17 protein-coding genes are annotated in these 19,948 nt (G+C 64.8%); 6 read left to right on the top strand and 11 right to left on the bottom strand.

The features are described from left to right. Positions 1 to 92 precede the first annotated feature (92 nt). Positions 93 to 1,106: a Bug family tripartite tricarboxylate transporter substrate binding protein gene (locus AC1DB0_RS03705; protein ID WP_342065927.1), complete on the top strand. Its 1,014-nt coding sequence runs from the start codon at positions 93 to 95 to the stop codon at positions 1,104 to 1,106. Between the two features lie 105 nt (positions 1,107 to 1,211). Continuing rightward, positions 1,212 to 1,979: a 2-dehydro-3-deoxyglucarate aldolase gene (garL, locus tag AC1DB0_RS03700; RefSeq protein WP_054424946.1), complete on the top strand. Its 768-nt coding sequence runs from the start codon at positions 1,212 to 1,214 to the stop codon at positions 1,977 to 1,979. A 148-nt stretch (positions 1,980 to 2,127) separates the two neighbouring features. Here garL and lysA read toward each other — a convergent pair whose 3' ends face one another. Then, on the bottom strand, positions 2,128 to 3,360 hold the full coding sequence (lysA, locus tag AC1DB0_RS03695) for a diaminopimelate decarboxylase (RefSeq protein ID WP_441370767.1): 1,233 nt from the start codon (positions 3,358 to 3,360) through the stop codon (positions 2,128 to 2,130). A gap of 113 nt (positions 3,361 to 3,473) precedes the next feature. Here lysA and AC1DB0_RS03690 point away from each other — a divergent pair, with 113 nt between their 5' ends. Continuing rightward, positions 3,474 to 4,379, top strand: a complete 906-nt coding sequence (locus tag AC1DB0_RS03690; protein WP_346550471.1) for a LysR family transcriptional regulator — start codon at positions 3,474 to 3,476, stop codon at positions 4,377 to 4,379. 104 nt (positions 4,380 to 4,483) lie between these two features. On the opposite strand, the gene rpsT is transcribed toward AC1DB0_RS03690, so the two are convergent. The 7 genes from rpsT to AC1DB0_RS03655 form a co-directional block, all read right to left on the bottom strand. Next, positions 4,484 to 4,747 (bottom strand): 30S ribosomal protein S20, encoded by a 264-nt coding sequence (gene rpsT, locus AC1DB0_RS03685; protein ID WP_025135824.1) that lies wholly within the window; start codon positions 4,745 to 4,747, stop codon positions 4,484 to 4,486. A 292-nt stretch (positions 4,748 to 5,039) separates the two neighbouring features. After that, positions 5,040 to 6,011 carry a FecR domain-containing protein gene (locus AC1DB0_RS03680; protein WP_054424951.1) on the bottom strand — a complete coding sequence of 324 codons (972 nt, stop codon included), beginning with the start codon at positions 6,009 to 6,011 and terminating at the stop codon, positions 5,040 to 5,042. Between the two features lie 193 nt (positions 6,012 to 6,204). Beyond that, positions 6,205 to 7,764, bottom strand: coding sequence for a murein biosynthesis integral membrane protein MurJ (gene murJ, locus AC1DB0_RS03675; protein WP_054424953.1), 1,560 nt, complete (start codon positions 7,762 to 7,764; stop codon positions 6,205 to 6,207). A gap of 107 nt (positions 7,765 to 7,871) precedes the next feature. Next, positions 7,872 to 8,630: a 3-hydroxyacyl-CoA dehydrogenase gene (locus tag AC1DB0_RS03670; RefSeq protein ID WP_476758601.1), complete on the bottom strand. Its 759-nt coding sequence runs from the start codon at positions 8,628 to 8,630 to the stop codon at positions 7,872 to 7,874. Positions 8,631 to 8,763: 133 nt separating this feature from the next. Then, on the bottom strand, positions 8,764 to 9,420 hold the full coding sequence (adk, locus tag AC1DB0_RS03665) for an adenylate kinase (protein WP_054424956.1): 657 nt from the start codon (positions 9,418 to 9,420) through the stop codon (positions 8,764 to 8,766). 91 nt (positions 9,421 to 9,511) lie between these two features. Continuing rightward, on the bottom strand, positions 9,512 to 10,276 hold the full coding sequence (kdsB, locus tag AC1DB0_RS03660) for a 3-deoxy-manno-octulosonate cytidylyltransferase (protein ID WP_175169376.1): 765 nt from the start codon (positions 10,274 to 10,276) through the stop codon (positions 9,512 to 9,514). A 12-nt stretch (positions 10,277 to 10,288) separates the two neighbouring features. Then, on the bottom strand, positions 10,289 to 10,471 hold the full coding sequence (locus tag AC1DB0_RS03655; protein WP_054424959.1) for a Trm112 family protein: 183 nt from the start codon (positions 10,469 to 10,471) through the stop codon (positions 10,289 to 10,291). Positions 10,472 to 10,665: 194 nt separating this feature from the next. On the opposite strand from AC1DB0_RS03655, the gene AC1DB0_RS03650 reads away from it, so the two are divergent. Further along, positions 10,666 to 12,915: an IgaA/UmoB family intracellular growth attenuator gene (locus AC1DB0_RS03650; RefSeq protein WP_476756566.1), complete on the top strand. Its 2,250-nt coding sequence runs from the start codon at positions 10,666 to 10,668 to the stop codon at positions 12,913 to 12,915. Here the strand turns inward: AC1DB0_RS03650 and lpxK are convergent. Genes lpxK through AC1DB0_RS03635 form a run of 3 tightly spaced genes read right to left on the bottom strand, consistent with a single transcriptional unit; the run spans position 12,912 to position 14,991 of the window. Then, complete coding sequence (gene lpxK, locus AC1DB0_RS03645; RefSeq protein ID WP_476756567.1) at positions 12,912 to 13,961, bottom strand: tetraacyldisaccharide 4'-kinase; 1,050 nt, start codon at positions 13,959 to 13,961, stop codon at positions 12,912 to 12,914. The genes AC1DB0_RS03650 and lpxK overlap by 4 nt on opposite strands. Continuing rightward, on the bottom strand, positions 13,958 to 14,371 hold the full coding sequence (locus AC1DB0_RS03640; RefSeq protein WP_054424966.1) for an ExbD/TolR family protein: 414 nt from the start codon (positions 14,369 to 14,371) through the stop codon (positions 13,958 to 13,960). Before AC1DB0_RS03640 ends, lpxK begins: the two co-directional genes overlap by 4 nt. After that, positions 14,368 to 14,991, bottom strand: a complete 624-nt coding sequence (locus tag AC1DB0_RS03635; protein WP_054424968.1) for a MotA/TolQ/ExbB proton channel family protein — start codon at positions 14,989 to 14,991, stop codon at positions 14,368 to 14,370. Before AC1DB0_RS03635 ends, AC1DB0_RS03640 begins: the two co-directional genes overlap by 4 nt. 352 nt (positions 14,992 to 15,343) lie before the next feature. On the opposite strand from AC1DB0_RS03635, the gene xseA reads away from it, so the two are divergent. Together xseA and AC1DB0_RS03625 are read left to right on the top strand one after the other, a co-directional pair. Beyond that, positions 15,344 to 16,711, top strand: coding sequence for an exodeoxyribonuclease VII large subunit (gene xseA, locus AC1DB0_RS03630; protein ID WP_175169373.1), 1,368 nt, complete (start codon positions 15,344 to 15,346; stop codon positions 16,709 to 16,711). Between the two features lie 137 nt (positions 16,712 to 16,848). Next, a complete protein-coding gene (locus AC1DB0_RS03625) occupies positions 16,849 to 19,890 on the top strand; it encodes an ankyrin repeat domain-containing protein (RefSeq protein WP_476756568.1) in 3,042 nt (1,013 codons plus the stop codon). Positions 19,891 to 19,948 lie beyond the last annotated feature (58 nt).

The raw sequence follows: 19,948 nt of genomic DNA, 5'->3' as shown, positions 1-19,948 counted from the left end.
GGGCGCAGGCCTTTGCATAGCCGTGTTTTTGCAAGACAACAGCAGACCCGGACACCGGGCGCCATACCTAGAAAAACCACGAGGAGACAACCATGCAACAACACAAACCTTTGGCGCGCAGACGCCTTGCCATCCTGACCGCCGCGCTGGCCGCCACGACGATCGGCGTGCTGGCGATGGCGCCGAACGCCGCCCGCGCGCAAGCGGCCACATGGCCCGCCAAACCCGTGAAGCTGATCGTGCCGTTCCCGGCGGGCGGCAGCACGGATTCCGTGGGCCGCTTGCTGGCTGCCGAATTGTCCAAAGAGCTGGGCCAGAGCGTCATCGTCGAGAACAAGGGCGGGGCCAACGGCAACATCGGCTCGGACGTGGTGGCCAAGGCGGAACCCGACGGCTACACCTTGCTGCTGTCGGGCGTTGGGTCTAACGCCATCAGCTACGCGGTCTACCAGAACATGCCGTACCGCAACAGCGACTTCGCGCACATCTCGCTCTTGGCAACCGGCCCCAACGTGCTGGTGGCCAACATGGAGTTCCCGGGCAAGACCATCGAAGACTTCATCAAGCTCTCGCGCGAGAACCCGGGCAAGTACACGTTCGCCAGTTCGGGCAGCGGCTCGTCGGGCCATCTGGCCATGGAGATGTTGAAGCAGGACGCCAAGATTGATCTGGTGCATGTGCCATACAAAGGCGGCGCTGCGGCAATTACCGACATGATCGGCGGCCGCGTGTCGGTGATGTTCCTGAACCAAGACACGCTGCTGCCGCAGGTCACGTCCGGCAAGCTGCGTGCCTTGGCCGTGGCAAGCGCCAAGCGCAACCCGGCCTATCCCGACACGCCGACAGTCGCGGAGTCCGGCTACCCAGGCTTCTCGGCAGAATCGTGGTTTGGATTGTCGGCCCCTGCGAAGACGCCGCCTGCGGTCATCCAGCGTCTGAATCAGGCCACGGTGAAGGCGCTGGCGTCACCCGACATCCGCAAGAAGCTTGAAAGCGTGGGCTTCGTGGTGGTGGCGGACGACCCGAAATCGTTCTCGGCGTTTGTCGATAACGAAATCACAAAGTGGGGCAAGGCCGCGAAAGCGTCCGGCGCCCGCATGGATTAAGGGCATGCCCTAGTGCTTGCCCGCTGTACCGCCGGGCTTCGGCCCGGCATGATTCCTGTATTCCCGTATTCCCGTATTCCCTTTTCTGCAAACACGAAGGCGGCAATGAACTCACCCTTACCCAATCGCTTCCGGCAACGCATCCTGGCCCGCGAGCGCCTGATCGGATTCTGGATGTGCATGTCCAGCCACATTACGGCCGAGCTCGTCGGGCTGGCGGACTTCGACTGGTTGCTGCTGGATGGCGAGCATTCCCCCAATGAAGTGCCGATGTTCCTGCAACAGTTGCAAGCCTTGCAGGGCAGCGCCAGCGCGGCGGTGGGCCGGCCGTCGTGGAACGACCCGGTGCAGATCAAGCGCCTTTTGGATATCGGCTTCTATAACCTGCTGATTCCGTTCATTGAATCCGAGGCCGATGCGCGCCTGGCGGTGGCTGCCACGCGCTATCCGCCGCAAGGTATACGCGGCGTGGCGGGCGCGCAGCGCAGCAACCGTTACGGCACCGTGCCGGATTATTTGCAGACCATCAACGACAACATCTGTGTGCTGCTGCAGATTGAAAGCCGGCCGGGCATTGATGCGGTGGATGAGATCGCGTCGGTGGAAGGCGTGGATGGCGTGTTCATCGGGCCGTCGGACTTGGCCGCGGCCTTGGGCCACATCGGCAATCCGGGCCACCCCGAAGTGCAAGAGGCCATCCGCCATCTGCATGCGCGCGTGTCGGCGCAAGGCAAGGCGGTTGGCATCCTGGCGCCGGTGCATGCGGACGCGCGCCGCTACCTGGACATGGGCATGCACTTCGTGGCGGTGGGCACTGACCTGGGCGTCTTCAAACAAGCCACCTTCGCGCTGCGCGACGCGTTTCCGACCTGATCGCATCAACGTCCCAGCGATACGCATAAAAAAGCCCCGCCGTGTGTTGATCGGCGGGGCTTTGTTGTTCAGGCTTGCGGCGTCTTTCTGCTGCGTCGTTATCTATGGTCCGGTTCTATTGCTTCATGCTATTGCAGCGTCCGGCCGCTTAGTCTTCCAGCGCCAGCAAATCACGAATGGTCTGGCGGCGGCGGATCAGCCGGGCGCTGCCCTCGTTCAGCAACACTTCCGGCGCCAGCGGCCGGCTGTTGTAGTTCGAAGACATCGACGAACCGTAGGCGCCCGCGTTGTGAAAGACCATGTAGTCGCCAATGCGCGGCTGCGGCAGAAGCTGGTCGGACATGACGCCGCCTTCTTCTTGCGTGAACACGTCGCCCGATTCGCATAGCGGGCCGGCGACGGCGATGCGCGTTTCGGCCACGCCTTGCGGCGCGGAGCCGTCGGGCGCGTGCACCGAGATGCGGTGGAAGCTGCCGTACATGGCGGGGCGCATCAGGTCATTGAAGCCCGCGTCCACCAGCGCGAAGTCGCGCTCGGGGCGGCGGTTGATGGCATGCACTTCCGACACCAGTACGCCCGCTTCGGCAACCAGGAAGCGGCCCGGTTCGATCTCAAGGCGGATGTCGTGGCCCAGGAATTGTTCGATGCGCTTGCGGGCGGCATCCCACTGTTCAAAGTAGTGGTCGCAGTCGATGCGCGGCTCGCCGTCGCGGTAGGGGATGGACAGCCCGCCGCCCGCCGAGATGGCTTCGATGTCGTGATCCAGCGAACGCACCACGTCGACCATGGCGTCGCAGACGCTGGACAGGTGGCCGTAGTCCACGCCCGAGCCGATGTGCATGTGCACGCCCACCAGCTTCAGGCCGTGGCGGCGCACGATGGACACGGCTTCGGCCACGTCATCGATCCAGATGCCGTGCTTGCTTTGCGGGCCGCCGGTGTTGGTCTTGTTGCTGTGGCCGTGGCCAAAGCCGGGGTTGATGCGCAGCCACACGCGATGGCCGCGCGACGCCTGGCCCACGCGGTCCAGCATGTCCAGTGAGCCGGCGTTGACCGTGATGCCGTGCTTGAGCACGGTGGCCAGCGTGGCGTGGTCGATCAGGTCGGCCGTGAAGACCATGCCTTCAGGCTCGCCCTTGGGGTCGAAGCCGGCCGCCAGGCTGCGTTCGATCTCGCCCAGCGACACCGCGTCCACTACGGCGCCTTCCTCGCGCATCAAGCGCAGGATGTGCAGGTTGGAGCAGGCTTTCTGCGCAAAGCGGATGGTGTCGAAGCGGCGCAGTTGCGCGATGCGTTCGCGGATGACGGCGGCGTCGTATACCCACAGCGGCGTGCCGTGTTCGGTGGCGAGTTGGGTGAGTTGGCGCGGATCGAATGCCATGTCGTGCGGACCTTGAAGGGGAAGGGAAACCAGGCGGCATGATGCCGGTTTCAGGGCATCCAGTAAAATGCTTATATGTTGAAGATCCATTCATTCCTGATATGGAGTGGTCCATGCTGACGCATCGGCATATCGAAGTGTTCCGCGCGGTGATGATTGCGGGCAGCGTGACGCGGGCGGCCGAGCTGCTCAGCACGTCGCAGCCCACCGTCAGCCGCGAACTGGCGCGCATGGAGCAGGGCATCGGCTTTGCGCTGTTCGAGCGCGTGCACGGGCGGCTGCGGCCCACCATGCCGGCGCTGGCGCTGTATGACGAGATTCGCCAGTCCTATGCGGGGCTTGAGCGCGTGGCGTCGGCGGCGGCGCGGCTGCGCGAATTCCGTGGCGGGCAGCTCTCGGTGATTGCCTTGCCCGCGTTTTCGCATTCCATCCTGCCTGACGCGTTCCGGCGCTTTCATGGCCAGCATCCGGGCGTGAGCCTGTCGGTTGAGACGCAGGAGTCGCCGTTTCTTGAAGAGTGGCTGACGGCGCAGCGCTATGACCTGGGTCTGACCGAACACGATGCGGCGCCTGCTGGCACGCGGGTGCAGCTGCTTTTGCAGGTGGATGAGGTGTGCGTGTTGCCCGATGGCCATCCGCTACTGGAAAAGGCCGAGATCGATCTGGCGGATTTCGAAGGCCACGCCTTTGTCAGCCTGTCATCCAGCGACCCCTACCGCATTCAGATTGACGAAGCCTTTGCGGAAGCCGGGGTGCTGCGGCGCTCGATCGTGGAAACCCCGACTGCGGTATCCGTGTGTACGTTCGTGCGTCAGGGGCTGGGGGTTGCCATCGTCAACCCGCTGACCGCCTTGGATTTCGTGGGCCGCGGCTTGCATATCCGGCCGCTGCGGCGCGCGTTCCCGTTTCGCGTCAACGTGGTGTTCCCGGAGCATCGTCCGGCCAACCCGCTGGTGGAGACGTTCATGGCGTCGCTGATCGAGGCCGCTGACGCCATCAAAGCGCGGCTGGGGGCGTAGAAGGGCGTAGCAGGTTGGAGCAGGCAACAAAAAAGGATGCCCTAGGGCATCCTTCTTCATTTGCCGTATTCATGACGCCCCAAAAAAGCTGGGGCGGCAGAATCTTAGGCCAGCGCCTTGATAGCGGCAGCCAGGCGGCTCTTGTGGCGAGCAGCCTTGTTCTTGTGGATGATGTTCTTGTCAGCCACGCGATCGATCACGCTCGAGGCCTTCTGGAACACGTCGCCAGCCGCAGCCTTGTCGCCAGCGGCGATGGATTGGCGAACGCGCTTGATGGCGGTGCGCAGCATCGAGCGCAGGCTGGAATTGTGCTTGTTGCGCTCAACGGATTGGCGAGCGCGCTTGCGGGCTTGGGCGGTATTGGCCATGTTGCTATATAAGTTGAATTCGGCAAAGTCGAACATTGTAGCAAGTCCCTATGGGATTGCAAGCTTTTAATGTTTGATCTGTCGATGGAGCGCCCGTCAACCGGGCGGGGGGCGCAGGGGGGAAAGCGTTCCTGGGCTGGAGAGTCCTAGCTAGAGAACCCTTTCGGATGATCCTCTGTAAAGCCTAGAACCACAGCCTTGAGGAAAACCCGCGGCGCCTACTGGATAAAAACACGGTACTGAGTATACAACGAAGCGGGCCGCAGAAACACAGGCCGGGGACTGAGCGTTGTCAGGTCGCGACGCTGATCGACACGAACCACGGCGTGAAACGGCGTACTTGGATGGGCATCATGTCTTGCAGCGTGTCGAGTGCGGCGTTGGTGTCGTCCAACGGGAAATGGCCGGAAACGGGCAAACCGCCCGCTGCCATCGATACGCGCAGCGTCCCGGTGCGATACGGGCGCAGCGCGGCAATCACTTCCGCCAGCGGCCGGCCCCGGGCGTCCACCCAGCCCGATTCCCAGGCAGCTTCAGCCATCAGTTCCGCGCGCGGGGTGTCCATGCGGGAAATGTCGAACCGGGCGCCGGTGCCCGCGCGCACGGTACCGTGAGCGCCCGCCATGGTCTCGACTTCGACTTCATGCTCATGCACCACGACAACCGTGCGCTGGGCCTGTTGGCGGACCATATAACGGGTGCCGAGCGCACGCACGGTGCCTTCAGCGGTTTGCACCAGGAACGGGCGGCGCGCATCGGGCGCCACCGAAACCGTCACCGCGCCATCCAGCAGGCGGACCTGGCGGTAGGCGGGGGTGAAATCCAGGTTGACGCGGCTGCGCGCATCCAGCAGCAACTGGCTGCCGTCTGACAGCATATAGCGGCGGCGTTCGCCGGTAGCGGTGGCGGCATCAGCCGCCACGTTGTTCAGCGGGTAGAAGGCGTTGCCGACATAGGCGGCGCAGGCGCCGGTACTGGCGAGCGCAAGCGCGCCGGTCAGAAAGCGGCGGCGGGGCGGCACGATGGCCGGGGGCGGCGGGATCAGCGACGATGCGGTTTGCGAGGCAGTACTGGTGTATCCCGCTGCGGGATATGCGTCACCAAGCCGGCCAAATGTCGACCCTGCGAGGGTGCCTGTCAGTTGTTGCCAGGCATTCTCATGAACGGGGTCAGCCGCACGCCACGCCAGGAAGTCGTTGTAGTCCTGCGCTGTCGCTTTACCTGAGCGCAGCAGTAGCAACCAATTGATCACCTGGTCCGCCATGGGTTGTCCTTGGGCGTACTTCACTTCTTCTCCCTGGCGGCGRCGCCGACAGGAATCCTTTCGATGGCAATTTGTAAATAATAAAGGTTTTTTACCAAAGATTACCGGGTGGTTGTCAATTCTTGACGAATCTAATGCAAAAAGCCGGCAGGTAGCCGGCTTTTTGGGGGAAATGTTGCCCTGAGGGTGGAAATCAGCGGCTTGGACGTCGTCCAAAGTCCTTAAGACGGAAGCCAAAGAGTAACAACATTCCGAAGTAGACCACGCCGCTGGCGGCCAACACGCCTGCTAGCCAGGCTGCGCGCAGGCCTGCATGGGCCTGCAACCCGAGCCAGTCGATACGGCCATCCGCGTACCAAAGCAGGGCGGCCAATGCGGCCAGCGCAGGCAGCAAACGCAGCGCAAACACCGTCCAGCCCGGCCCGGGCTGATACACGCCACGGCGRCGCAGGCCAATCAAGAGCGCCAGCGCGTTCAGGCAGGCGCCCAGCCCGATGGCCAGGGCCAGGCCGGCGTGCGCCATGAAGGGCACCAGAATCAGGTTCATCACCTGCGTCAAAATCAGCACGCCGATGGCGATTTTCACGGGCGTGCGGATGTCTTGCTTGGCGTAGAAGCCCGGCGCCAGGATCTTCACCGCCAACAGGCCGATCAGCCCTGCGGAATAGGAAATCACGGCAAGGCGGGTCTGCAGCACATCCTGGGCGGCAAAGGCGCCGTAGTGGAACAGCGTGGCGACCAAGCCATCCGACAGCAGCGCCATGCCCACTGCGGCGGGCAGCCCCAGCAACAGCACCAGGCGCAGGCCCCAGTCCAGCAGCGCGCTATAGCCGCCGTGGTCGTCGCGGGCGTGGGCCGCCGACAGGCTGGGCAGCAGCACGGTGCCCAGCGCCACGCCCAGCAAGGCCGTCGGAAATTCCATCAGCCGGTCGGCGAAAGACAGCCAGGTCACGCTGCCCGGGGTGAGCCAGGTGGCGATATTGGTGTTGATCAGCAGCGAAATCTGCGCCACGGACACCCCCAGCGTGGCGGGCGCCATCTGCTTGAGGATGCGCTGCACGGTGGGGTCGGCCCAGGCTTGGCGAAAACGCAGCGAAAAGCGTGGCGTCAGCCCCAGGCGGGCCAGCGCCACCCATTGCACGGCCAACTGCGCCACGCCGCCGATCATCACGCCGATGGCCAGTGCGTAGACGGGGACGTCCATGCGCGGGGCCAGCCAGATGCAGGCGGCAATCATCGACAGGTTCAGCAGCACCGGCGTGAACGCCGGCACGGCAAAGCGCCGCCAGGTGTTCAGCACGCCCGAGGCGAAGGCAATCAGCGACATGCAGAAGATGTACGGGAACATCATCCGCGTCATCCAGACGGCGGCCCCGAATTCCGTATCGCGGGCCGCCCCGCGCAGGCCGCTGGCCATGGCGGATACGACCCAGGGTGCGGCGACGATGCCGATCAGCGTGATCAGCATCAGGGTGGCCGTCAGCAGCAGGGCCACACGGTCCAGCAAGATGCGGACTTCTTCTTCCGACCGCTTGTTGCGCGCGGCGCCAAGAATCGGCACGAACGCCTGGGCGAACGCGCCCTCGGCGAACAGGCGGCGCAGCAAGTTGGGGATACGGAACGCGACCCAGAAGGCGTCGGTGATGGGGCCGGCGCCAAAGGCGCGGGCAACCAGGATGTCGCGGATCAGGCCGGAAATGCGGGACAGCAACGTGAAGCTGCTGACAGTGGCCGCCGAACGAAACAGGCTCATGGATGGGACTACGTAAAAAGTGCGGGCCGGCCCGAGACGGACTACGAGAAAAAGGCGGTCAAACAAAAAAAGGCAGGCCCACGTCGTGGGCCTGCCTTTGTACTACATCACTTCGGCGGCATGCGGATGGCGCCGTCCAAACGAATCGTTTCGCCATTCAGCATATCGTTCGTGACGATGCTGTAAACCAGCTTGGCGTAGTCTTCCGGGCGGCCCAAGCGGGCGGGGAAGGGGATGCTGGCGGCCAGCKAATCCTGCACTTCCTGCGGCATGCCGAAAATCATCGGCGTGCCGAAGATGCCCGGGGCGATGGTCATGCAGCGGATGCCCGTCTTGGCCAGATCGCGGGCGATCGGCAGGGTCATGCCGGCGACACCGGCCTTCGACGCGGCATAAGCCGCCTGGCCGATCTGGCCGTCGAAGGCGGCAACCGATGCCGTATTGATCATCACGCCGCGTTCGCCGGTGGGCTCGGGCGTGTTGGCGCTCATGGCTTCAGCGGCCAGACGCATCATGTTGAAGCTGCCGATCAGGTTGATCGACACGACCTTCTGGAACAGGTCCAGCGGGTGCGCGCCGTTCTTGCCCACGATCTTGGCGGCGGGCGCGACGCCCGCGCAGTTCACCAGACCGAACAGCGAGCCCAGTTCCAGGGCAGCGGCAACGGCGCTCTTGCCGTCGGCTTCCTGCGTCACGTCGCAATGCACATAGCGCTGGCCCAGTTCCTTGGCCAAGGCCTGGCCGGGCTCGTCCTGCACGTCGGCGATGACGACCTTGGCGCCATTTTCCACCAGCATGCGCACGGTGCCTGCACCCAGGCCGGACGCGCCGCCCGTAACGATGAATACCTTGTTCGCGATTTCCATGTCTCTACCACCAGATCAGTTCAAGGGAAGTTGTGCGGCGCGGCAGGCGCCGAATGCGACAAGGCCTTCGGGCCGGTGCCGGAGCGCAATGCGTCCAGCCGGCGCCGAAGGCCTTTGGCCATCAAGGCGCCAATCAGCTCTTGACGGCTTCGAACAGGCGCGACTTGATTTCGTCGACAGCGCCCACGCCCGAAATCTTGCGGTACTTGGGGGCTTCGGCGGCGCTTTGCTGCGCCCAGGTCGAGTAGTAATCGACCAGCGGACGGGTTTGTTCGCGGTACACGGACAGGCGATGGCGCACCGTTTCTTCGCGATCATCGTCGCGCTGGATCAGGTCTTCGCCGGTGACGTCGTCCTTGCCTTCAACCTTGGGCGGGTTGAAGCGGACGTGGTAGCTGCGGCCGCTGGGCTGGTGCACGCGGCGGCCGCTCATGCGTTCGATGATGTCTTCTTCGGGAACTTCAATTTCCACCACGTAGTCCAGCTTGACGCCAGCGCTCTTGAGCGCATCGGCTTGCGGAATGGTGCGGGGAAAACCGTCGAACAGGTAGCCGCTGGCGCAGTCAGGCTGCTTCAGGCGGTCTTGAACCAGGCCGATGATGATCTCGTCGGAAACCAGACCGCCGGCATCCATGACCTTTTTGGCTTCAATACCCAGCGGCGTGCCTGCCTTCACCGCGGCTCGCAGCATGTCGCCGGTGGAGATTTGAGGAATGCCGAAGTGTTGGGTGAGAAACGCGGCCTGGGTGCCTTTGCCGGCGCCGGGGGGTCCGAGCAAGATAAGACGCATGAGTGCTCCTGATGGGGTTTATTTTTTGTGATCCGGGGGATTATGCCGCAACGCAGCAGCCAATGCGGGGCTGCGCCATGCGAAATAACCCTTACATCTGTTTGCTGTAGATCAGCCGGACGCGTTCCAGATCCGCCGGGGTATCTACCCCTGCTGCGGGAGGGCTGGACGCCCGGTGTACGACGATTTGATGGCCATGTTCCATGGCGCGCAGTTGTTCCAGCGACTCGAACCGTTCCAGCACGCCTTGCGGCAGGGTCGGGAAGCGGCGCAGGAATGACACGCGGTAGGCATACAGCCCGATGTGATGCCAGGCGGGCAGGCCGTCGGCCAGCACGCGTTCGCCCGAAGCCAGCGCGTCGCGGGCCCAGGGGATGGGGGCGCGCGAGAAATACAGCGCGCGGTCGTCGGTGGCGCAGACGAGCTTTACGACATTCGGGTTGAACAGCGCCTCGGCGTCGGCCAGCGGGCAGGCGCAGGTGGCGATATCGGCCTCGGGGCAAGCCTGGAGCTTGGCCGCGACGGCGTCGATGAGTTCGGGTTCGATCAGCGGTTCGTCGCCCTGCACGTTCACCACGATGGCGTCATCGGGCAAGCCCAGCTGGTCCACCGCTTCCGCCAGCCGGTCGGTGCCGGTGGGGTGATCACTGCGCGTCATCAGGGCGGTCAGGCCATGGGCCTGCACGGCCGCCTGGACGCGGACGTCGTCGGTCGCGATGAACAATTGCGACGCGCCCGACAGGGCGGCGCGCTCGGCGGTGCGCACGACCATCGGCTTGCCGGCGATGTCGGCAAGCGGTTTGTCGGGCAGGCGGGTTGAGGCGGTACGCGCCGGGATCAGGGCGATGAAGCTCACGGTAGCGGCGTGTCAGTGGGCAGCGGGGGCGTCGTCCAGCGCGCGCGCTTCGGACTCAAGCATGACGGGGATGCCGTCGCGCAGCGGGAAGGCCAGGCGGTCGGCGCGGCAAACCAGTTCGGCTTGCTGGCGGTCGTGTTCGAGGCGGCCCTTGCACAAGGGGCAGACGAGGATGTCGAGAAGTCGGGATTCCATGACCGCGATTCTAAAACAGTTTAGGTAGCGGATGGACCGGCACGTCCTGGGAGAAGTCCGATTTTTGCGGGTCTGCAAACGCCGTCCTTACTCGTTTGGTTAATTAATGTCATGAATTGAATCGGCATTTTCAAAATTCGGGACGCATCCCCGCTATGATCCGCCGCGTTTCTACGCAAAGGGAAAGTAGCGAGATGGATTCCAACACCCTCAAACTGGGGTTGATGCTGATCATTCTGGTGTGGTCACTGATCAGCTGGATTACGTACATGATGCGGCGCAGCGATAACAAGGGGGCGCTGCGCGAACTCAAACATGAAGGTCAGGCGTTGCGGACGTTGTCGGCGCAAGAAGCCGCCATGGTGCAGCCGTTCCTGGTGTCGCCCGCGAATCCCAAGAAGACGGCCAGCCTGGTCAATGACAGCGTTTTCCCGCTCAAGGGGGCGTTCGTGCGGCACGGTCTTGAGACCGGCCAGGGCGGGTCCACCATGCATGACACCCTGGGTGGCGTGGATGTGGTGCTGCCCTATGACGCCCGCGACTTCCTGCGCGAAGACAATGTGGCCGAAGTCGTGATGACCGAGAAATTCGCCATCGTCGTCGCCTTGAACGGCGAGTTCGACCTTGCCGGCGGGCGCGAGCGCGAACAGCGCCGCCAGAAGCAGGACCAGCAATGGGCCAGCGGAAAAATCGGGGCGTTGCAGGATGTGGCGCCGTTGGACACGTCTGAGCCGCAGGCCGAGCTGCACACAGATCGCCCCACCGGCACGCCGGCAGGCCAGGCCTCCGAGCATGACCTTGCCGAGGCCGTGCGCGTGGACATTCTGAACCAGCGCGACGAAACGCCCGCCGAAATCGCCGAGCGCCAACGGCCGGGTATCGCGTTCTGGATTGCCATGGTGTGGCTGTTGGCTTTTATCGGCTTGGCGATAACGGCGGCGGATGGCGGCGTGGCGTTCGCGGGCGCCGCGGCTGCGTTGGCGGTGCTGGCCCTGTGGCTGACCTGGCGCCGCCGCCAGCCCGATGCGCCGCAGAAAGTGAATCGGGCGCGCGGAGAGCTCAACGTCATCGTGCTGACCAACCCGGAAAACTCGCAGGCCGTGTCAACGCAGCTTTTCCTGGGCGACAAGTTGCCCATCAAGCTGCCCGACCATTGGCGCAGCACGATGACTTTGCCCGACGACGGCCGCATCGACGTCGACATGCGGGTGCAGGATTACTCCGTCGTGCGCATGGACAGCAACTACTCGCTGGACGAAGAGCAGCGCCTGTTTCCGCGCGTATTCTGGGGCAGGCACGCCACGCTGACGCTCGTGGGCCTGTTGGCGGGCGGGGCGTTGTTGCTGACTGCAGACAATTTGAACGGCGACGCCGCACTCACCAGCGCCTGGGTACGCGGCGCGCAACCGCAGCAGTTTGATTCGGCCGCCGCGTTGGCCAAGGATCTGCCGGCGGTCGGCACGGTCGTGTCGCTGCGGGGAAGCGCGCGTTGCGAATTGCAGTCTGACGAAGCCGTGAACCGGGTGGCGTTCGATTGCAGCCAACTGCGCTGGGAGGGCAGCCCGCCCACACTCGCCCCGCTGGCCGTCGACGAGCCACTGCTGCGGCTGTACACCGGCGCGTTCCTGAAAACCAAGCCCAACCCGATGATGGATATGTTGATCCGCAGCCAGGCGCTGGGGCAATCACGCAATGACCCGATGGCGCTCTACAGCGCGCGATCGGTCACGGCGGCGAACGTGATCGGGTTGACCAAGACGGTGCAGGGCATCGAGGCGGCGTGTGAATCGGCATCGGGCGACGCGATCTCCGCGTGCGACGCGCTGAAGCATGAATTTGTGGAAAACATCATGCTGGCCAGGGAAGAGCCGGAATCCTGGCTGGAACTGCTGAAGCTTGCGGAAGCGGGCACGTTCACCTCCAAGGGCCGTAACGACGAAGGCGTGATGCTGTCCCCTTCGATCAAGGCCGTGCAGAGCCGCGCGCGAGCCAGTGCGGAACCCGCAGTCAGGGCAGCGTTGGACCGGGCGTCCGGACTGGCGATGGCATCGCAACGGGGCGGGGTGGTGCTGCGGGTGTTGCCCGGCCCGCATGCTGCGTTGCCCGAGCTCAAGCACAGCGGCATGAATGACCCGCTGGCTGCGTGGGAACAGCAAAAGCGCATGTTTTCGCCGGAAGGCGCCATGCCGTTCTCGGTTAACGGCCTGGTTGTGCACGTGGGCAGCGACGCCTCCGGCGCGCCAGAAATCACCATCGACGCCACGCGCAGCCTGGACAACCCGTGGCCGTCTGCCGCACGCATGGCGTGGCTGTTGCTTGCCGCATTGCTGGTGCTGGTGCATGCGCCGTTAGCCGTGATGCGCAAGCGCGCCGCGTCCATGCGCGAGAAAGCCCTGCTGGAATACGCACAGCGCCGCAGCGCCGCGAAATCCGCGTTCTTTTAACGCTGGACGCGGGCGGGCTGGCGCAGAGCCTGCGCCAGCCAATCAAACAAACCCGGGTCTGAAAACGCGGCCGCCACCGGCACTTCCCACAAACGCGCGTCGTGCAAGGCGGCGCACTTGATGGCGTCCTTGGACGTKACCAGGATGGTGTCCGCCGCCAGTGTCTTGAAGGGGGACTCGGCGTAAGCGTGGTGGTCGGGCAGGGGCAGGGTCGCGTCCAACGTGATGCCCGCTGCACGCAGCGTCGTGAAGAAGCGTTCCGGGTTGCCAATGCCGGCGGCCGCTGCGATGCGGGGCTGCCCGGCATAGCCGGCCAAGGGGCGCGTGGCGCCCGTTTCGATCTGACGCGTATCGCCCGGTTCCAGCCACATCCGCACTTGCCGGGGCCGGCCATTGCCGGTGTTGGCCGGTCGGCCGTCCGCCGTGCCGATGTTCGTCACCACCACATCCACATCCTGCAAACGGCTGGCGGGTTCGCGCAAGGGGCCGGCGGGCAGCAAACGCCCGTTGCCCACGCCGCGCGCATCCTGCACCACGATTTCGATGTCTCGGGCCAGCGCCAGATGCTGCAGGCCGTCGTCAGAGACGATGACATCGACCTCGGGGTGGGCCTTCAACAAGGCCTGCGCCGCCAGTGCGCGCTTGGAGTGTACGGAAATGGGGGCGGCCGTGGCGCGGGCGATCAATGCGGGTTCATCGCCAAAACGGGCCGCTTCCAGCGCGCCGGCCCCCACGCGCGCGTCGGGGCCGATCTTTACGCCGTACCCCCGGCTGACGACGCCCGGCGTGTAACCGCGTGCGCGCAGGCCTTCAACGGTGGCGATGACCATGGGCGTTTTGCCCGTGCCGCCGACGTAGACGTTGCCCACCACCACCACCGGCACGGGGGCGCGGTAGCTGGGTTTGGCGCCGCTGAGATAAGCGGCGCGCTTGCGCGCCACTGCCCACGCGGTCAAGGCGGACAGCGGCAGCAGCAGGGTCGACAGCCAGCCGCCATGCTGCCACTGGCGGGCCAGCAGCGAAGGGGACGAACGCGGATTGCTCACCGGGTGGTCTGGGCGGCGAAGTTGACGCGGCCGATGCCCGCCAGGCGGGCGGCTTCCATGATGTTGATCACGGATTGATGGGTGGCTTGGGCGTCGGCATTGATGACCACCAGCGCATCGGGCTTGCCGGCGGCGGCCTGACGCAGCGCGTCGGCGATTTCGGGCGGCGTGGACACGTCGATGAGCGTGCCGTTCAACGCATACCGCCCATCCTGGCTGACGGCCACTTCCAACGCGGGCGGGGTGTCTTGCTCGGACGAGGCTTGCGGCAGCGTCACTTTCAGCTGCGTGAAGCGTGCGAACGACGTGGTGGCCGCCAGGAAGATCAGGATGACCAGCAAAACGTCGATGAGCGGAATCAGGTTGATGTCCAGCTCGTCGCGATCACCCCGTGAGCCGCGGAAATTCATGAACGCCCCTCGCGTGCCGCAGAATGCGACGACACGGCGCGCACCAGGCGCGACGCGGATTGCTCCATGGCGCTTAGATAACCGTCGACGCGGCTGCGCAGGTAACGGTGCGCGATCATGGCGGGAATGGCGATCAGGATGCCAAAGCCGGTGTTGTACAGCGCCATCGAGATCCCGCGGGCCAACTGCGCCGGGTCGCCTCCGCCAGGGGTGTAAGAGCCAAAGATTTCGATCATGCCGACGACGGTGCCGAACAGGCCCATCAGCGGCGCCACCACGGCAATTGTGCCGATGGCGGGAATGTAGCGGCTAAGGTCGTGCGCAACGGCGCGGCCCGTGTCTTCGACCACGTTGCGCAGTTCTTCGCGGGGCAGATGACGGTGACGCATCACCTCTGCCAGCACGCGGCCCAGCGGGGAATTGCGTTCCAGCCGGTTGATGGATTCCGGGGTGTCCTGATGATTGCGCAGCATGTCGGCGACCTGTTCATTCAGGCCACGCGGCAGGATCAGGCTGCGGCGCAGCGACAGGAAGCGCTCGAAGATCAGCGCCAGACCCAGCACGGAGGTGGCCAGCAGGGGCCAGATAGGCCAGCCGGCCTCGCGCAGAATGGATAGCAAAGCGTTCAACTCCTGGGGGAATCCGGGCGCGCAGAACGGCGCGTGCAGACGTCTGATCAAGACGAAACTGTAACGGTGCGGCGGGGTTGTGGCAAGGCGGACAAGTGCCGGAATTATCCACAGAAGTTGTGGATAATTCTGTGTAAAACTCTGCCGAAACGCTTGTGGGCACGGGGCTGGCGCTTGTTTGCTTCAATTGAGCGCAACTGGGTTTTTATAAAAATCCTATAAAAATCAGTACCTTGTGCGGAATTTATTGGCTGTCAGGGCCGCCGCTGCAAAAATCTGTGAACGCGGTATCATTGCGGCCCGCTACGTATGCCCTGTGGACAGGTACGCATCGGAAAGCCCCATGACAATTGAATTTGCAGTCACAAACAACGCATTCACGCGGGATATCCTGACAGTTGCCCAGCTAAACCAAGCAGTGGGGCAGTTGTTGGAGCGCAGCATCCCGGCGTTATGGGTGCGCGGAGAGATTTCCAACTTCACGCAGGCGGCATCCGGGCATTGGTACTTCACGCTCAAGGACAGCCGGGCCTCGGTGCGGGCAGTCATGTTCCGAAGCCGCGCCAGTGCAGTCGGTTTCGTGCCGCGCGCAGGCGACCAGGTCGAAATTCGGGCCAGGGTGTCGCTGTACGAGCCCCGGGGCGACTACCAGTTGCAGGCCGACGCCATGCGGCGCGCCGGGCTGGGCAATCTATATGAAGCATTTCTGCGGCTGAAAGAGCAATTGGCCTCTGAAGGCCTGTTCGATCCTGCCCGCAAGCGCGAGCCCGTCCGGCTGCCGCGCGCTATCGGGGTGATTACCTCGCTGCACGCCGCGGCGCTGCGCGATGTGTTGTCGGCGCTGGCCCGGCGTGCGCCCCAGGTGCCCGTCATCATCTATCCGGCCCCGGTTCAGGGGGCGGACGCGGCCGGCAGGCTCGCCGCCCAGGTCCGCCTGGCCAACGAGCGTGCCGAAGTTGACACGCTGCTGCTGGTGCGCGGCGGGGGCAGCATCGAAGACTTGTGGAGCTTTAACGACGAAGATCTGGCGCGTCAGGTCGCGGCCAGCGACATTCCCGTGATCAGTGGCGTAGGCCACGAAACCGACTTCACCATTGTGGATTTTGTGGCGGACGTGCGTGCACCCACCCCCACTGCCGCCGCCGAACTGGCTTGCGTGCCCAGGTCAGAGTTGATGGGCCGGGTCATGCAATCGGCCCAGACCATGGTGCGAGGCCAGCAACGCCGCCTGGAACGCGCCGCGCAGCGGCTGGACCGCGCGTCGGGCCAGCTGGTGTCGCCCGCGCAACGGCTTGAGCATCAGCGCGAACGGTTGAATGGCCTGCGCTTCCGGTTGGCGTCTGCGTGGTCGGGTCCGCAAGGCCGGCGCACGGCGCGCGTCAATCTGCTGGCGCAGCGTTTGACGCATCGCGTGCCTGATACCGGCCGCGCGGCCGATCGCCTGGCCAGCGCCACGCGCCAGCTCGGCCAGGCGCATGCGCGTCTGCTTGTCCAAGGCCGTAACCGGCTGGCGGCAGCCTCCGCTCAACTGCGTGCGCTGGACCCCGGCAATACCTTGTCGCGCGGTTACGCCATTGCGCGCGACGCCGATGGCCATATCGTGCGCGACGCGTCTGCCTTGGCGGCGGGCCAAGCACTGGACCTGAGCTTTGCGCAAGGCGGCGCCCAGGTTGAAGTTCAGCAAACCCGCAAGACGCGCGACCCCGGCTGATGCTTTCGTCGGGTTGAACCCGGCCCAGTAATCCGCGACCCACGGGCTGTTCGACCCACTGACTTTTCAATGCACTGACTTTTCGACCCGCTGTCTTTTCAACGCACTGACTTTACGACGCACTCTAAGGCGACGCGATGCAGCACAAGGCAAGCAAGGCTTGGTTAACCGGCGTTCTGGCCGGCGCGGCAATCGCGATGGGGCCCCCGGTATTCGCACAGGCCGAAGCGGCTGCCTCTGAAAGCGTAAAGGTCGACCCGACCGCCGTGGAATCCAGTAAAGCCCAACAAGTGGCGGACCAGCCTCCAAGCAAACCCTGCGACTGCGAATCGCTTTACCGCGAATACAAAACCGCCGATACGCCGCAAACGCAGGCGCTGTTTGCCGCCGTCCGTGCAAGCGACGACGCCGCGTTCCTTGCCGCGCTGCCTGCGGTGGATCATCCCGGCGACTACGCCCTGGATGGCATTCCGCTGCTGCATGCCTTGCTGATGCCGCCGCGCGCCTTGCGCGCCAAAGACGTGTACTGGAGCATCACGCCGGAAGACGCCGCCAATATCCGCAAGGCGTATCAGGCGATCTTGCCGGCCCGCACCCGCATGCTGGCCGCGCTGCTGGCCACGAAGCCCGCGCTGGATGACGTCACCTACGAATCGCGTCGGCCGCCTCTTCATCTGGCCTTGCTGTATGGCACGCCCGAGATCATGGACAGCCTGCTTGCCGCTGGCGCAAAGCCAAACCAGCGCGGCGATGAAAACCGCACGCCTTTGGATTTCCTGCTGAACCGCGATTTTGAATTTGCCGTGCGCATGACGTATCTGCCGCGCATGGTGGATCGCGCGTCGATGACGCAGATGGTGCTGGCCTTGTTCAAGGCCGGCGCGGCCAAGCCCTTTGCGGATTTCGAACCTGACGTGGCGGACTACCTGGCGTGGGGGCCGATGGTGGAATTGACCGAAGGCGCCGCGCCCTTGAAAGCCTTGGCCGCAACCGGCAGCAAGCCCGCCTATGAAGACGGCCTGACCGCATTGGCGTTGGCGGCCTACCTGGGTAACGCCGGCGCGGTACCCGTGCTGATGGAGTTGGGCCCGCGCCATATTTCCGCAACGAGCTACGGCGAAACCGGCGGGCGCGACGTCTGGCTGGATGCCGCACAAGCCGCGGTGGCAGGCGGCCACCCCGACATTGCCGCGCAATTGCTGCGTAAAGGCATGCCGTTTACGCAGCATGGCCCGCAGACGCGAGGCAGCGCCATGGTGTTCACAAAGTTGGAAATGCAGGCGCGGCCGATCATGAATCTTGCCGCGCGGCAGGGTGACGTGAAGACGCTGCAACGCCTGCTGGAATTGGGTGCAGCCGTGGACGGCGATCCGCTCGATGAGTATGGCAACACGCCGCTGGCCGAAGCCGTCCAGGCCCGCAAGCCTGATGCCGTCAAGCTGCTGCTGGCGGCGGGGGCGGACCCGCGCGTCAAGCGTGACGGCTACGACGTGAAGTCGGCAGTGGATGTTGCCCTTGAGGCCGGGGACGCGGCCACGCTGCGGCAGTTCGCCGATGCCGGATTCGATTTGAAGTCGTTGGGGGCGAACGCCATTCGCCGTGCGCTCGAGAACCGCGACACGGCGCTGGCCTTGATGCTGATCGACGCGGGCGCGTCCATCGAACTGCCGCGCGACAGCGCCGGCGACCCCACGCCCTTGTTGATATTGGCCGCCACCTCCGGCCAGGCGCCGGTCGTCGACGCCTTGCTGGCCAAGCGTGTCGACCCGGCAGGCCTGGCGCCCAATGGCGAAAGCGCCTTGTATTGGTTGATTGGCCGGCAGGACACCGCGATGCTGGATCGTCTGCTGCGCGCAGGCGCCAAGCTGGACGACCCGCGCCTGCCGCGCGCGCCCGCGCGGTATGCCTTGTTGAACGCGGCAGTGGCCTCGGGCGACATGGCGCTGGTGCAGCGGGTCAGTCAGGCCACGGGGCAACGCATCGCGGACGCGTGCGTGCCGGAACGCGGCGAGCTCAATCTGTTGGACAAGCCGGGTTTCTTTGCGCAATTGCGGGCGGCGGGCTTTACGGGCGAGCAGGGCGCGTGCGTGCGCGACGCCGCGCCGTTGCCGCAACGCATCGTGTCGCAGTTGCTGCACAGCCGGCAGTTGATCGTGGCGCGGCAGGGTGAAGTCGTGCCCATGCTGCAATGGGTGCAGGCGTCGCACGGGGCATTGGACGCGGTGCTCGACAATGGCCAAACGCCCTTGATCGCCGCCATCGAGCTGGGCCGCGAAGACCTGGCCGACGCGATGTTGAGCGCGGGCGCGCAGCCGGATTTGGCTGACGCGGCGGGCCGCAGCCCGGCATGGGTGGCGCTGGAAACGGGGCAGCCCCGCATGCTGGCCTTGCTGGCGCGTCACCATGCCCGTTTCGACAATGCGTCTGCGCCGCCGGGGCAAACGTTTTCGTACACGCTGGCGTGCCAGTCTGCGCCCGCGTTCGCAAAGGTCTTGCAAGACGCTGGCGTGTCATTGACTGCCACGTGCGCACCGCCCGCGCCCGCGCCGCGTGGCAGCGCCAAAGCCGCCAGCAAATCCACCGATGCTTCCAGTTTGCCTGGCCACTACTCACTGCGTGGCGTGCGGGAAGTGGGCAGCGAATTGCTGTTGTCGCATGATGGCAGCTTCGACTACATCATGAGCTACGGCGCGGTCGATATCTCGGCGCGCGGCACGTGGCGCAGCGACGGCAAGCAGGTGTTCCTGGACACGCCGCCGATACAACCGGATTCCCCCATCGCGGCGGTGCATGCCGAGTCGGGGGCGGCAAGCGCCGATCCCCTGACTGTGCGCGTGTACTACCGCGACCGTCCCGTCAAAATCGATGTGGCGATGTCGTCAACGGATGCCGACTATGGCGGCGGGCCGCGCTCCTCGGAAGGCGCGGATGGCGTCACGGCGCCGATCGCGCCGGGTACGTTGAAGGCCTTGTCCGTGTTCCTGCCGCTGCCCTCGGGCGCGCGCTGGCATCCGGTTGATGTCAGCAAGATTGATGCCGGCGCACGCGCCATCCGCATCGATGTCGAGGTGCCTGAATCGGCCGCCGGCACGCCGATGCACAAGACGTTCACGCGGCACAAAGACGGCGCGCTGGTTGAGTCCAGCGCGGGCAGGGAACTGCGATACGAGAAAGAGTAGCGTTTACAAAATCAATGCGCGCCATCGCATAAGCACATGCATCCGTTAACCCCGCACG

The sequence above is a fragment of the Achromobacter sp. 10T422 genome (assembly GCF_056394065.1).
This window is presented reverse-complemented; position numbering and strand designations above follow the sequence as displayed.